Below are 13565 nucleotides of genomic sequence, written 5' to 3' on the forward strand. Positions count from 1 at the left end.
GTTCTGCGACCCTCCCCATGTAGTGCAGCCGCCGCCCAAGGGGAATGCCCCCGCCACCGATTGCAACACGTGCCCCCAACCGCAACCTGACTGGACAGGGCGGACCGACTGCGCCGCGGGCGCAGAGATCCGACCTCCAGCATTGCGCCTTCATCCTGTCGGAAACGCCGTGGGGGTCCCCACGCCCGGAAACCGCAGCTGTGGGGCCGGGTATCGGCGCGCCGCCCCCGCAGCACATGCGGCGCGCAGGGCTTTCCCCGGACCGGCAAGCCACCCTCCGGCGCCCACCGCCCCCCAAAAAACCGCTCATTTATCTTGCGAAAAATACTCCGGGGGGAATCGCCCGGAACGGGCGATGGGGGGCTGGCCCCCCTACTGCGCTGCCAGAGCAGGCAGCGCCTGCAGGTCCAGCGGCAATCGCAGACGCAGGGTGCACCCTTTCTCCACCTCCAGCAATTCGGCCTGGCCGCCATGGCCCTGGGCAATCGCGCGCACGATCGGCAGGCCCAGCCCGCAGCCCTCGGCGCCATCCCCGTCCAGCCGCACAAAGCGTTCAAAGGCGCTTTCGGCATCCACCGGGGCGATCCCGGGGCCGCTGTCGCTGACCTCCAGCCAGGCCTCATCCCCCGCGCGCGTCAGCCGCAGATGCACCGCGCCGCCGCCGGGGCTGCCGTATTTCAGGGCGTTGTCGATCAGATTGTCCACGGCCTCTTCCAGCAGGACGCGGTTGCCCTGCACCTCCAGCGCATGGTCGGGGGCGTCGAATCCCACCTCGACCCCGGCGGCAAGCGCGCGCGGCACATGGCGGCGGGCGACATCGGCGACCAGATCGCCCAGATCGATCCGCTGCGCGCGCAGCGGCGCCGCCGAGGCGATGTCGAAATTCAGCAACTGCCGGCTCATGCGGCTCAGCCGCCGGGCGGCTGCAGTCAGATCGGTCAGGCGGGCGGCACGGTCCGCAGGGTCGCGGGCCTCCAGCGCGGCCTCGGCCTGGGCCTGGATGGCGGCGACGGGGTTGCGCAGTTGGTGCGCGGCATTGCCGATGAACGCATCGCGGCGCTCCAACTCACCGCGCAGGCGTGCGAACAGGCTGTTGATGGTGCGCACCAATGGCGCAACCTCGGGGGGGACGGGGCGGCGGATGGGGTGCAGCTCATCGGGGCTGCGCAGGGCGACGGCGCCACGCAGCCCGTCCAGCGGCGCCAGCCCGCGATTGATGCCGAACCACACCAGCAGCCCCGCCGCCAGTAGCATCAGCGCCAGCATCTGGCCCGCCTGGGTCAGCATCAGCAGGCTGAGCCGTTCGCGCTGGCGCACCGTCTGCCAGACCTGCACCGTGGTCCAGCCATCAAAGACCGGGTCGGCGATGAATTCACGCTGCACCACCACCCGCACCGGATCGCCCAGATAGCTGGCATCGAAGAACACCGCCTGCCCGCCGGGCAGGTCGGCGGGCAGCGGGTCCACCGGCGCGTCACTATACCCGGCCACAAACCGCCCGTCCGCCGCCGCGACACGATAGAAGATCGGATCCCCCGTGGCCCCGACCAGCGAGTCCAGCAGCGCATCGGCCAGGACATCGCCCTGGGTCAGCACCACCTCGCGGGCGATGGCATGGGCCACCACCTTCAGCGTTTCATCATAAAGCGCGGTCGAGATCTCGCGCGCCTGCACAAAGCGCACCACGCTGGCCAGCACGGCCACCACCACCAGCGGCAGCACGATCATCACAAAAAGCCGCGTGCGCAGGCTGGTGGCCATTGCCTCGCGCGGCGGGGGGCGGCGGCGGCTCATGTCGGCTGCGGCTGCAGCATGTAGCCCAGCCCCCGGATGGTGCGCACCTGCACGCCGCCGCCCTCGATCTTGCGCCGCAGGCGTGAGACCAGCAACTCCACCGCGTTTTCCTCCACATCGGCGCCGGTGCCGTAGATGCGGTCACAGAGCGCGGGCTTGGACACCACGCGGCCCGCGTGATCCAGCAGCGCCTCCCACAGGGCCAGTTCGCGGCGCGAAAGCGCAACCGCGCCATGCGGCGCGCGCAGGCTGCGGGCCTGGCGGTCAAAGACCAGCGCGCCAATGGTTTCGCATTGCGCCAGCGGGGCACCACGGCGGCGTGCCAGGGCGCGGACGCGGGCGCGCAACTCCTCCATGTCAAAGGGTTTGGTGACATAGTCATCCGCGCCCGCATCCAGCCCGCCCACCCGGTCAACCAGCCCGTCGCGGGCGGTCAGCGCCAGCACCGGCAGCGCATCACCCCGGGCGCGCAATTCGCGGATGATGTCGAAGCCGCTGCGCCCGGGCAGGTTGATGTCGATGATCGCCAGATCGCCCCCTTCGCGGGCCAGAAACTCGCTGCCTTCCAGTCCGCAGGCCATCCAGTCCACGGCATGGCCGTCAGCCTCCAGCGCCTGTGCCACGGCGCGGGCCAGCATGGCGTTATCCTCGATCAGCACGATCCGCATGTCCATCCCGCCCCGACATTGGGCAACCCGCACCGCGGGCGCCCGGAAAATCAACGTTTGACAGTTTACCGACAGTATTGCGACATAGAAAGACGCTCACGCTGCGGTGACCCGTCCCGGGATGATCCGGTCCCGGCTTTCGGCCCATCGCGCGCAACAACAGACCACCGGGAGGACCCAAGAATGACAGATATCACCCGCTTCACCCGCCGCGCCGCCCTTGGCGTTGCCGCCATGGCCGCTGCCACCCTGGCCCTTCCGGGCGCCGCGCAGGCCGAGTATGACTTTTCAGGCCAGACCGTGGAATGGATCATTCCCTTCGGCACTGGCGGCGGCTCGGACACCTGGGCACGCTTCAACGCGCCGTTCCTGTCCCGGCACCTGCCCGGCAACCCCACCGTTGCAGTGGTCAACGAACCCGGCGGCGGTTCGACCCGCGGCACCAACCTGTTCGCAGCCCGCGCGCAGGCCGACGGGCTGACCATCCTGGGCACCTCTGGCTCCACGCAATTCCCCTATCTGCTGGGCGATCCGCGCGTGCGCTACGAATACCAGGACTGGTCCGTGGTCATGGTCGGCCCCACCGGCGGGGTGGCCTATACCTCGCCCTCGACCGGCATTTCCTCGGTCGAGGAGATCGCCGATCTGCAGGGCCAGCGCCTGACCTATGCCAGCCAGGGCGCGACCTCGCTTGATCTGGTGCCGATGCTGGCCTTCCGGCTGCTGGGGCTGGATGTGAACTATGTCTTCGGCTTTGGCGGGCGCGGCGATGGCCGCCTGGCCTTCGAGCGCGGCGAGACGAACATCGACTACCAGACCTCCTCGGCCTTCATCAACAACGTGACACCGCTGGTTGAAGAAGGCACGGCGATCCCGCTGATGAGCTGGGGCGTGCTGGACGAAGAGGGCAACCCCCAGCGTGACCCCACCTTCCCCGATCTGCCGATCCTGGAAGAGGTCTATGAGATGGTGCATGGCGAGGCCCCCTCGGGCGACCTCTATGAGGCTTACAAGGCGTTCAACACCGCCGGGTTCGCCGCGCAGAAGATGGTCGTGCTGCCCACGGGCGCCTCGGACGAGCTGGTCGAGGTCTATCGCCAGGCCTGGCGCGATGTCTTCGCCGACCCCGAGTATCAGGCCACGGTTACCGACGCCCTGGGCGAATACGGTCAGGTGACCGATGCCGCCGCCGAGGCCCTGTTCCGCGCCGGCACCAACATCGGTGACAGTGTGCGCCAGATGGTCGTGGACATGCTGCAGGACGAATACAACGTTCGTCTGGGCGACTGATCCGGACGCCCTGAAACACGCGAAGGTCCCGGCACCGTGCCGGGGCCTTTTCGCCTGTATCCCGCCCTGCCGCCGCTGACCGGGCCACGTTTGCCCGCAGCCCCGCGCAGCCTTGCCGAAAGGGTCAGCCATGCTTGAAATCTTCGCGTCCGCCCTCAGCGATATCCTGACGTTCCAGCATATCGGCTACATGATGATCGGCGTCCTGGTGGGGCTGATGATCGGCGTGTTTCCCGGGCTGGGCGGCATTGCCGGGCTGTCGCTGGTGCTGCCGTTCCTGTACGGGCTGGACACCACAAGCGCGCTGGCCATGCTGATCGGGCTGATCGCGGTCATCCCCACATCCGACACATTTGCCAGTGTTCTCATGGGGATACCGGGGTCTTCGGCCAGTCAGGCAACGGTGCTGGACGGCTTTCCCATGGCCAAGAACGGCGAGGCCGCCCGCGCCCTGGCCGCCGCCTTTTCGGCCTCGCTGGTGGGCGGCATCATCGGCGCGGTCATCCTGACCGGGTTCGTGCTGGTGGCGCGCCCCGTGATCCTGTCCTTCAGTTCGGCCGAATTGTTCATGCTGTCGGTCTTTGGGCTGTCCATGGTGGGCGTGCTGGCGGGCAAGAGCCTGGTCAAGGGGCTGGCGGCCTGCGGGGTCGGGCTGGTGATCGGCTCCATCGGGGGGGCACCGGCCACGGGCGAATTCCGCATGGTCTATGGGGTGGACTATCTCTATGACGGCATCCCGCTGGTGATCATCGGGCTGGGCCTATTTGCGGTGCCCGAGATTGTGGACCTGATGCGCCGGGACCGCTCCATCGCGGGGAACACCGGGCTGGGCGCGGGCTGGTTCTCAGGCCTGCGCGACGTGGCGCGCAACTGGTGGCTGACCCTGCGCTGTTCCTCCATCGGGGCGATCATCGGCGCCATTCCGGGGCTGGGTGGCACGGTGGTGGACTGGATCGCCTATGGCCATGCGGTGCAATCAACCAAGGACAACCCCCGTTTTGGCCAGGGCGATGTGCGCGGGGTGATCGCACCCGAATCCGCCAATAACGCCAAGGAGGGCGGCGGCTTGCTGCCCACCCTGCTGTTCGGCATCCCCGGCAGCGGTGCCATGGCGGTATTTCTGGGCGGGATGGTTCTGCTGGGCATCCAGCCCGGGCCGTCCATGGTCGGCACCAATCTGGACCTGACCTATACAATCGTGTGGTCGCTGGCGCTGGCCAATGTCCTTGGCGCGGGGCTGTGCATCCTGCTGGCGGTGCCGATTTCGCGGCTCACGCTGATCCCGTTCAAGCTGCTGGCGCCGTTCATGATCGTGGTGATCTGCTTTGCCTCCTTCCAGGCCACCCGGATCATCGAGGACATGGTCGCGCTTCTGGTGCTGGGCGTGCTGGGCATCTACATGCGCCGCTTCGGATGGCCGCGCCCGGCGCTGCTGATCGGCTTCGTGCTGGCCACTCAGGCAGAGACCTACCTGTATCAGGCGGTCCAGTTCTACGGGTGGGAGTTTCTGACCCGCACCGGGGTGATGATCATCATCGGCCTGACGCTGGGGTCGATCTGGCTGGGCGTGCGCTCCAAGGCCTCGTCGAGTTCGCGCGAAGAGTTGCTGGCCGAAGAGCCCGCCCATGCACCCGGGCTGGCCGAGAATATCCGCGCCCGCGCCCCGCAGCTAGCCTTTGCCGGGCTGATGCTGGTGGGCTTTGTGCTGGCGGTGCAGGACGCGCTGAAACAGTCCTTCCTGGGACAGGTATTCCCGCTGGTCATGGCCTCGGCAGGGGGGCTGTTCACGCTGGGGGTGATCGCTTTCCTGGCCTTCGGGCGCGTGAATACCCCCGCTGCAGTGGACGCAGAAAGCGGCATCGGCACCGACGAAGACCCGCCCGAACGCTCGATGCTGGCCAGCCTGTTCTGGCTGGCGGCGCTGGTGGCGCTCACCGCCATTTTCGGCTTCTTCATCGCGCTGATCGTGTTCTTCATCGCCTTCCTGCAGTTCCGCGCGCGGGCCAGCTTGCTGATGACCGCCCTGCTGACCACGGGCGCGGCGGGCTTTGTGTTGACGCTGGCGTATTCGCTGAACATGCGCTTTCCCGGTGGCCTGCTGCAGGATCTCTATCGCCTGCCCTGGCCCTTCAGCTGACAAGGACGACCATGACCCAGACTGCCCTTCCCTTCCTGCTCATGCGCGGGGGCACCTCGCGCGGGTTGTATTTCCGCCAGAGCGACCTGCCGCAGGACCGCGAAACCCTGGCCAGGGTGCTCAACGCCGCCATGGGCGCGGGCCAGCCGGTGAATGCCGATGGCATGGGCGGCGGGCAGGTGGTGACGAACAAGGTCGCCATGCTCGCGGCTGGCAGCGATGGCTGGGCGGATGTGGATTACTTCTTCGCCCAGGTCTCGCCCACCACGGCGCTGGACGTGGATTTTCGCCCCACCTGCGGCAACATCCTGTCCGGCGTGGGGGCGGCGGCGCTGGAAATGGGGATCGTGCAGGCCACGGGCGACGAAACCCGGCTGCGCATCCGCGCCGTCAACACCGGCGCGCGGGTCGAGGCTGTGGTCCAGACCCCCGGCGGGCGGGTCAGCTACGCGGGCGACGCGGAGATCGACGGCATCCCCGGCACCGCCGCGCCGGTGCATCTGAACTTCATGGACACGGTCGGCACGCTCTGTGGGGCGATGCTGCCCAGCGGCGCGGCGCGCGATGTGATCGACGGGGTGGCGGTCACGCTGATTGACGTGACCATGCCCATGATGATCGCCCGCGCCGCCGATTTCGGCCTGACGGGGTATGAGACCAAGGCCCAGATTGATGAAAACCCGCAGGTGATGGCCCGGATCGAGGCGATCCGGCTGGAAGCCGGGCGGCGCATGGGGCTGGGGGATGTCGCAGCCTCGGTCACGCCGAAAGTGGGGCTGCTGGCAGCGCCGCAGGCGCCCGAGGCCAGTATCAGTGCGCGCTATCTGACCCCCTGGGCCTGCCATCCGACCATGGCCGTGTCCGGCGGGCAATGCATTTCCGCCTGCGCGCTGCTGCCCGGATCGGTGGCTGAGGGGCTGGCCCGGATGCCCGGTTCCAGCCCTGCGAACATGCGGGTGGAACACCCCATGGGCCATATGGATGTGCTGATGGATTTCGCCCATGGCCCGCAGGGGCTGGAGGTGAAAAGCGCCGGTATCCTGCGCACCGCCCGGCTGATCGCGCGCGGCGAGGTGATGATCCCCGCCCATATCTGGGCCGGCTGACGCGCCCCGCGCTAACCGGCACTGCCGGGGTCCGGGGCGCCATCGTCGCCCCAGATCCCGGGCGCCTCGCGCAGCTGGCGCAGGCGGGTGCGGTGGGCGGCCTCGATATGGGCGCGCATGGCGGCCTCGGCCCCCGGGCCGTCGCGGGCGGTCAGGGCGCGCAGCAGGGCCTCATGCTCGGCGGCGGCGGTTTCGGCGCGTTCGGCGTCCAGCAGGGTCGAGGGGCCAAGGATCAGCAGCGTGCGGCTCATGCTGTCCATGGCATTGCGCAGGAAGCGATTCTTGGCGGCGTTCAGGATCCCGGCATGGAACTGCCGGTTCAGCCGCGACACTTGCGCGGGGTCAGCGGTGGCGGCGGTCATGCGGGCGTTGATCTCGGCCAGCTCGGCCAGTTCGATATCCGAGGCCGCCCGCGCCGCCAGCCGCGCCGCCGTGCCCTCCAGCACCGTGCGCATGTCATAAAGCTCCATCACCTCGGCATAGCTGAGGCGCCGCAGGGATGCCCCGTGGCGCGGCACATGCTCTACCAGCCCGTCGGCCTCCAGCTTGCGGATGGCCTCGCGCACGGGCGTGCGGCTGATGCCCAGCCGCGCGGCCAGGTCGATCTCGCGCAGGCGGGCGCCGGGCAGGATCTGGCCCCGGCGGATTTCCTCCAGCAGGCGCTGATAGGCCCCCTGCCCCTGCGAGGCCTCGATCATGGGGGCAGGAGCAGGGTCGGAATTGCGTGGGCGGCGGGGCATGGGCGGACCGGGAAGGAGGGGGTTGCGTGTGTGTATCCAGATGTATACAGTTGGCCCACCGTGAGTCAACCCCGACAGGCCACCCCATGACAGCGCTTCTGAAAACCATGCTGATCGCCGCGCTGGGCGTGGCCGTCTTTCACACGCTGAACCTGCCGCTGCCGTTCCTGTTCGGCCCCATGTTCGCCTGCCTGGGCGCGGCCCTGCTGGGGGTGCAGCTGAAGGGCAACAAGCTGGTGGAACATGGCTCACGCTCCATCCTGGGGGTGGCGGTCGGGGCCAGCATCACGCCCGCGCTGCTGGCGCAACTGCCGACCATGGCCACCACCATCGCGCTGGTGCCGCCCTATATCCTGCTGATCGGGCTGATCGGCGTGCCCTTCTTTCGCCGCTTCGGCGGCTATGACCGGCCCACGGCCTATTACGCGGCCATGCCCGGCGGGTTCCAGGACATGGTGCTGTTTGGACAGGAGGCCGGGGCCAACACCCGCGCGCTGGCGCTGATCCATGCCACGCGGGTGCTGATGATCGTGGTGCTGGCGCCGATCATCCTGGCCTTCGCCTATGGGGTCACGCTGGACGGGGCCATCGGCGCCCCGGCGGCCGAGGTGCCCGCCCACGAACTGGCGCTGATGGCGGCGGCGGCGATCATCGGCTGGCAGGTGGCGAAAAAGCTGGGCCTGTTCGGCGCGCCGATCCTGGGGCCGATGATCGTCACCGCGGCGCTGTCGCTGCTGGACCTGCTGCATTTCCGCCCCCCGTCCGAGGCCATCCAGGCCGCGCAGTATTTCATCGGACTGGGGATCGGCGTGCAATATGTCGGCGTCACCCTGCGAGAGTTGCGCCATGACGTGGCCGTGGGCGCGGCCTTCGCGGTGATCCTGGCGGCGCTGGCGGCAGTGTTCACGGTGATCGCACGGCAACTGGGCGGCGCGCCCCCGGTCGAGGCCTTCCTGTCCTTCGCCCCCGGCGGGCAGGCGGAACTGGCGGTGCTGGCGATTGTGGTTGGCGCGGATCTGGGCTTCATCGTCGCGCATCATGTGGTGCGGCTGGTTATGGTGATCTCGCTCGCCCCGCTGATCGGCGCGCGCTTCCTGCGCCAGTCCGGGGATTAGCCCGAAGGCCCGGAAATCCGGTTGCGGATGCGCCGCAGTGCCGCCCACACCCCGGCCACCACCAGCGGCGTCAGCACAAACAGCACAAGCGTGCGGCTCAGCCCCAAGGGTTCGGCCAGCGGCATGGCCATGTTCGCGGCCAGGTTGACGCCATAATAGCTGATCGCCACCACCGACAGCCCCTCGACCGTGTGCTGCAGGCGCAGTTGCAGATCGGCGCGCCGGTCCATGCTTTCCAGCAGCTTCTGGTTCTGGGCCGAGCGTTCCACATCCACCCGCGTGCCCAGCAGCGTGCCCGCGCGCATGGCGCGTTCGGCCATCACGGCCAGCCGGGTTTCGGCGGATTTCACCGTGCGCATGGCCGGGTCATAGCGGCGCATCATGAACTCGCGCCAGGTCTGGCGGCCCTCGAACCGCTCCTCGCGCAGCACATCGATGCGCTGATGGACAATCGCCTCATAGGCGCCGGTGGCCCCGAAGCGAAAGGACGATTCCGCCAGCATGTTCTCCAGCTCGCTCGAAATCTCCAGCAGCGCCTGCAACGTGTCCTCGGCGCTGGCCTCATCCTGGGTCATGGCGCGGGTCATGCGGTTGAGCCGCTCATCCAGCGCCCCCATGCGCGGCGACAGCTCCCGCGCGCGGGCCAGCCCCAGCATGGACATGGATTTATAGGTCTCGATCTCGCACAGCCGCTGGATGATCCGCCCGATCCGCCGCCCCCCCGTGCCCCGGCGCACAAAAACCGCCATGCGGATATGGCCTGCCCGGTCGATGCGGAAATCGCTGGCGATGATCGCCGCCCCGTCCAGCACGCGTGAGACAGCGAGGCTCTCGGGCACGAACCAATCGGCCAGTAGTGCTGCGATACGGCCCTCGGTCTCGGGGATGTAATCGACCCGCAACAGGACCGAGGTCACCCGCACCCCCGGCGCCGCCGCCAGCCAGTCATCGGGGAACACCTCCAGCGCGCGCGGGTCAAAGGGCCGCTCGCCCACGCCGGGCTCAAAGGCGGTATAGGTGACGAATTCGGTGTGGCTCTCCCATTTCAACACATGGCGGCCCAGATCGGCGGTGTGATGGGTGGCCTCGGGCGCGGGATGAGCGGCGCCGTGGCGGGCCAGCAGGGACAGCAGGTGCGCGCGATCCTCGGCCTTGTCGCGGCCAGCCGCCTCGCTCGGGCGCTTGACGGCCACATAGACGGCGGTGCAAGGGGCCTCGATCGTGGCAAAGGGGCGGGCGTGCAGCTCGTTGACCAGGGCGTAGCGCAGGGAATGGTCCGGGATGGGGGGCATTTGCGCTACTCCGCTGCGATCAGCCATGGCCAACCATATTCTGCACCTGCAGCCGAAAGGCAAATGCCCCGCCCGGCACACCGCGGCACACTTGTTTTTTCGCCACACCCGGCAGCCACAGAACCGGCCCTGCGCCCGCGCAGGGCCGCGCCCCCGAGGCGCGCAGGGTGGGTGGGTGGGCGCGGCTCGGGGGCGCACCGGCACCACGCCGGGGGCCAGCGCGCCCCCGAAACTGGGCGCTACTTCACGGGAACCGCCGGGGCCAGCGAACAGCACCCCGTCAGCAGGGCTGCCTCCGGGCCGGGCATCAGCCCCACGCCAAGGCCGAACAACCGGTCGCTCATCCCGTCGGAGCAGTCCGGCGCCGCATGGACATAGGCCACAACCCCGCCCTCGGCCCGGATCATGCGGCGCAGATCATCGCGCAACATGGCATCCTGGGCGATTTCCAGCGCAAAGCGCTCGGGTTCTTCGCCCATGGCCTCATAGATCAGATCGCCATCGTCATGGTGCAGGCTCCAGAACGGCTCGGTCCCGAAGCAGCGCAGCCCCACCGGCAGGTTGTAATTGTCGATATGCACCCCACGCGCCGCCATGTAGCGCAGGAACACCCAGCCCGTGCCCTCGCCCACATTGATCCGCCCCCAGGTGCCACGGCTGTCGCGGGCCGTGACCTCGATCCCGCGCGCATCCGGGGCCAGCGTGCCGATCACCTCGGCCTGCGCGGTGGGCGCGGCGCGGATGTTGAGCGTGTCATCCGCCGCCACCCCCGTCACATCGAACAGCTGCGGCAGGGGCTCGGCCTCCGCCTGCCCCGCCCAAAGCATGAACGCCGCCATCATTGCCCAGAACCGCATCCGCATCCCTCCTTGCCTATGCCTTCAGCCTACACGCTTGGCAGCCTGCGCCAAAGCCCCCTGTCCGCATTGTCACTGCCGCCAATCGCCTTTACTGTGCGCCCAACCCCGCAACCGGATTGAAAGTTCAGAGGACTCGCCATGTTCGAAACCCTCACCCCGCCGCCCGCCGACAAGATCATCGAGCTGATGGCACAGTTCCGCGCCGACCCGCGCGAGGACAAGATCGACCTGGGCGTCGGCGTCTACAAGGACCCCGAAGGCCGCACCCCGGTCATGCGCGCCGTGCGCACCGCCGCCACCCGCGTCTGGGAGGCCGAGACCACCAAGGCCTATGTCGGCCTGGCCGGAGACGCCGCCTTCAACGCCGCCATGGCGAAGCTGGTGCTGGGCGAGGCGCATGACCCCGCGCGCACGGCCTCGGTCGCCACGCCGGGCGGCACCGGCGCCATCCGCATCGCCGCGGAACTGATCCGCAACACCGCGCCCGGGGCCACGGTCTGGATGTCGGACCCCACCTGGCCCAACCACCCGGCGATCCTGAAATACCTGGACATTCCGCAGACCAGCTACCGCTATTTCGATACCACCACCGGCGAGGTGGATTTCGACGCCATGATGGCCGATCTGGCCGGGGTGCAGCGCGGCGATGTGGTGCTGCTGCACGGCTGCTGCCACAACCCCACCGGCGCCAACCTGACCGCCGATCAATGGCTGGCGGTGGCCGATCTGCTGGGGGACAAGGGCGCGCTGGCCTGGATCGATATTGCCTATCAGGGCTTCGGTGACGGGCTGGAGGCCGATGCCTTCGGCACGCGCCTGCTGGCCAAACAACTGCCCGAGGTTCTGATCGCGGCCTCCTGCTCCAAGAATTTCGGCGTTTACCGCGAGCGCGCGGGCGTGCTGATGGCGCTTTCGGCCAAGGGCACGGACCGCGATGTGGTGCAGGGCAACCTCAACACCCTCAACCGCGTCAACTATTCCTTCCCGCCCGATCATGGCGCGCGGCTGGTCAGCACGGTGCTGGACAGCGACGATCTGCGCGCCGACTGGGCGGCCGAGCTTGAGGATGTGCGCAACTCCATGCTGGGTCTGCGTACCCAGCTGGCCGAGGAGCTGCGCCGCCTGACCAATTCCGACTGCTATGACTTCATCGCCCGGCACCGGGGCATGTTCTCGCGCCTGGGCCTGACGCCGGAACAGGTGGCGACCCTGCGCAAGGAGCATGGCATCTACATGGTGGGCGATTCGCGGATCAACATTGCCGGGCTGAACGCGCAGAGCGTGCCGGTTCTGGCCCGCGCCATCGCCGCGCTGGATGGCTGAGCGGAGCGCGCCCATGATCCTGGCCTACAAGGACCACGAACCCACCCTGCCCCCGCAGGACCAGCATTTCATCGCCCCCGATGCCATGGTCATCGGCCAGGTGGCCCTGGGGGCCTGGACCTCGGTCTGGTTCGGCGCCGTGCTGCGCGGGGACAATGAACCCATCCGCATCGACGAGGGCAGCAACATCCAGGACCTCTGCGTGCTGCACACCGACCCGGGCTATCCGGTCCATGTGGGGCGCAACTGCACCATCGGCCACCGGGCGATCCTGCATGGCTGCACCGTGGGCGATGGCTCATTGGTGGGAATGGGGGCGATGGTGCTCAACGGCGCGAAGATCGGACGCGGCTGCCTGATCGGCGCCGGCGCGCTGGTGACCGAGGGCAAGGAAATCCCCGACCATTCGCTGGTCATGGGCAGCCCCGGCCGCGTGGTGCGCACGCTGGACGCGCAGGCGCTGGCGCGGCTGGAACGCTCGGCCGCCGGATACCGCGACAAGATCGTGCAGTACCGCGCGACGATGCGCCCGGTGGCGGGCTGAGGCAACCTCTGGCGCCCCGGACTGCGGGCGCGGGGTAACCTCGGGTCATTCGGAAAACCGCAAAAAAATCCTGAAAACCATGAAACCGAAGGCGGGGCCTTTGCGTCAGTTGTGCAACGGGGCGCGCAAGAAGCGCACCCGGATTGCAAAGGAAACAGGAGGACACCTGATGACCAACCTGTCGAAACTGATGACTTCGGCCGCAGCCGCAACTCTGATCGCGGGCGGTGCGATTGCACAAGACCTGCCCACCACCCGTGAAGACGCAGCCGATCCGGCTGGCATGTCCGAAGCAGAGGACGCCACCCGCGACGATGTGGGTGTGACTGGTCTGGCTGGCACTGAAGATCCGAATCTGGATACCCAGACGCCCGAGCGCACGGAGCGTGCCGCCACCACCCCCGAAATCGACAACGCCCTGCATTCGATGACCGAGGCCATGGCCGCCAATGAGGTGGTCACCGTGTTCGGCAGCGACGGCATGCCCATCGGCACCGTGCTGAGCGCCGACCCGTCGGCAGCCGGGCTTGCGGAACTGTCGATCTCGCTCGATCCGACGCTGGACGTCGATGTGCGGCGCGTCACCTACCGCGGGGCCGCCGAGGTTGACCCCGAAGGCCGCGTGATGCTGCCCATCGCCGTGGGTGAGTTCACGGACATGATCCACGCGCAGACTGCAGGGTAACGCCTCGCGCG

General features: G+C 68.4%; 12 protein-coding genes. 7 read left to right on the plus strand and 5 right to left on the minus strand.

The annotated features are described in order from the left end of the window. Window positions 1-372: 372 nt before the first annotated feature. Window positions 373-1794, minus strand: a complete 1422-nt coding sequence (locus HUK65_RS02925) for a sensor histidine kinase (protein ID WP_235441731.1) — start codon at window positions 1792-1794, stop codon at window positions 373-375. Beyond that, window positions 1791-2468 carry a response regulator transcription factor gene (locus HUK65_RS02930; protein WP_327787024.1) on the minus strand — a complete coding sequence of 226 codons (678 nt, stop codon included), beginning with the start codon at window positions 2466-2468 and terminating at the stop codon, window positions 1791-1793. The genes HUK65_RS02925 and HUK65_RS02930 overlap by 4 nt, the downstream gene beginning before the upstream one ends. A 177-nt stretch (window positions 2469-2645) precedes the next feature. On the opposite strand from HUK65_RS02930, the gene HUK65_RS02935 reads away from it, so the two are divergent. From HUK65_RS02935 to HUK65_RS02945, 3 genes are all read left to right on the plus strand, one after another. Further along, window positions 2646-3752, plus strand: coding sequence for a Bug family tripartite tricarboxylate transporter substrate binding protein (locus HUK65_RS02935; protein WP_179904630.1), 1107 nt, complete (start codon window positions 2646-2648; stop codon window positions 3750-3752). Window positions 3753-3882: 130 nt separating this feature from the next. Continuing rightward, window positions 3883-5889: a tripartite tricarboxylate transporter permease gene (locus HUK65_RS02940; RefSeq protein ID WP_179904631.1), complete on the plus strand. Its 2007-nt coding sequence runs from the start codon at window positions 3883-3885 to the stop codon at window positions 5887-5889. Window positions 5890-5900: 11 nt separating this feature from the next. Then, a complete protein-coding gene (locus HUK65_RS02945) occupies window positions 5901-6995 on the plus strand; it encodes a PrpF domain-containing protein (protein ID WP_179904632.1) in 1095 nt (364 codons plus the stop codon). Window positions 6996-7006: 11 nt separating this feature from the next. Here HUK65_RS02945 and HUK65_RS02950 read toward each other — a convergent pair whose 3' ends face one another. After that, window positions 7007-7735: a GntR family transcriptional regulator gene (locus tag HUK65_RS02950; protein ID WP_235441732.1), complete on the minus strand. Its 729-nt coding sequence runs from the start codon at window positions 7733-7735 to the stop codon at window positions 7007-7009. An 86-nt stretch (window positions 7736-7821) separates the two neighbouring features. Between HUK65_RS02950 and HUK65_RS02955 the strand changes: the two genes are divergently transcribed. Then, window positions 7822-8850 (plus strand): AbrB family transcriptional regulator, encoded by a 1029-nt coding sequence (locus tag HUK65_RS02955; RefSeq protein ID WP_179904633.1) that lies wholly within the window; start codon window positions 7822-7824, stop codon window positions 8848-8850. On the opposite strand, the gene HUK65_RS02960 is transcribed toward HUK65_RS02955, so the two are convergent. Together HUK65_RS02960 and HUK65_RS02965 are read right to left on the minus strand one after the other, a co-directional pair. Further along, window positions 8847-10142 (minus strand): DUF3422 family protein, encoded by a 1296-nt coding sequence (locus HUK65_RS02960; protein WP_179904634.1) that lies wholly within the window; start codon window positions 10140-10142, stop codon window positions 8847-8849. The two genes, HUK65_RS02955 and HUK65_RS02960, sit on opposite strands and share 4 nt — an antisense overlap. 239 nt (window positions 10143-10381) lie before the next feature. Continuing rightward, complete coding sequence (locus tag HUK65_RS02965) at window positions 10382-10999, minus strand: SH3 domain-containing protein (protein WP_235441733.1); 618 nt, start codon at window positions 10997-10999, stop codon at window positions 10382-10384. Window positions 11000-11140: 141 nt separating this feature from the next. Between HUK65_RS02965 and HUK65_RS02970 the strand changes: the two genes are divergently transcribed. The 3 genes from HUK65_RS02970 (at window position 11141) to HUK65_RS02980 (ending at window position 13554) form a co-directional block, all read left to right on the plus strand. Beyond that, window positions 11141-12325, plus strand: a complete 1185-nt coding sequence (locus tag HUK65_RS02970) for an amino acid aminotransferase (protein ID WP_179904635.1) — start codon at window positions 11141-11143, stop codon at window positions 12323-12325. A gap of 13 nt (window positions 12326-12338) precedes the next feature. After that, a complete protein-coding gene (locus HUK65_RS02975) occupies window positions 12339-12869 on the plus strand; it encodes a gamma carbonic anhydrase family protein (RefSeq protein ID WP_179904636.1) in 531 nt (176 codons plus the stop codon). 169 nt (window positions 12870-13038) lie between these two features. Continuing rightward, a complete protein-coding gene (locus tag HUK65_RS02980; RefSeq protein ID WP_179904637.1) occupies window positions 13039-13554 on the plus strand; it encodes a hypothetical protein in 516 nt (171 codons plus the stop codon). Window positions 13555-13565 lie beyond the last annotated feature (11 nt).

It is taken from the genome of Rhabdonatronobacter sediminivivens (assembly GCF_013415485.1).
Taxonomy (GTDB): domain Bacteria; phylum Pseudomonadota; class Alphaproteobacteria; order Rhodobacterales; family Rhodobacteraceae; genus Rhabdonatronobacter; species Rhabdonatronobacter sediminivivens.

What these genes read in the sequence shown, in the direction of transcription:
- HUK65_RS02925 (WP_235441731.1), bottom strand. Translation starts at nt 1,794, where the DNA reads ATGAGCCGCCGCCGCCCCCCGCCGCGCGAGGCAATGGCCACCAGCCTG.
- HUK65_RS02930 (WP_327787024.1), bottom strand. Translation starts at nt 2,468, where the DNA reads ATGGACATGCGGATCGTGCTGATCGAGGATAACGCCATGCTGGCCCGC.
- HUK65_RS02935 (WP_179904630.1), top strand. Translation starts at nt 2,646, where the DNA reads ATGACAGATATCACCCGCTTCACCCGCCGCGCCGCCCTTGGCGTTGCC.
- HUK65_RS02940 (WP_179904631.1), top strand. Translation starts at nt 3,883, where the DNA reads ATGCTTGAAATCTTCGCGTCCGCCCTCAGCGATATCCTGACGTTCCAG.
- HUK65_RS02945 (WP_179904632.1), top strand. Translation starts at nt 5,901, where the DNA reads ATGACCCAGACTGCCCTTCCCTTCCTGCTCATGCGCGGGGGCACCTCG.
- HUK65_RS02950 (WP_235441732.1), bottom strand. Translation starts at nt 7,735, where the DNA reads ATGCCCCGCCGCCCACGCAATTCCGACCCTGCTCCTGCCCCCATGATC.
- HUK65_RS02955 (WP_179904633.1), top strand. Translation starts at nt 7,822, where the DNA reads ATGACAGCGCTTCTGAAAACCATGCTGATCGCCGCGCTGGGCGTGGCC.
- HUK65_RS02960 (WP_179904634.1), bottom strand. Translation starts at nt 10,142, where the DNA reads ATGCCCCCCATCCCGGACCATTCCCTGCGCTACGCCCTGGTCAACGAG.
- HUK65_RS02965 (WP_235441733.1), bottom strand. Translation starts at nt 10,999, where the DNA reads ATGCGGTTCTGGGCAATGATGGCGGCGTTCATGCTTTGGGCGGGGCAG.
- HUK65_RS02970 (WP_179904635.1), top strand. Translation starts at nt 11,141, where the DNA reads ATGTTCGAAACCCTCACCCCGCCGCCCGCCGACAAGATCATCGAGCTG.
- HUK65_RS02975 (WP_179904636.1), top strand. Translation starts at nt 12,339, where the DNA reads ATGATCCTGGCCTACAAGGACCACGAACCCACCCTGCCCCCGCAGGAC.
- HUK65_RS02980 (WP_179904637.1), top strand. Translation starts at nt 13,039, where the DNA reads ATGACCAACCTGTCGAAACTGATGACTTCGGCCGCAGCCGCAACTCTG.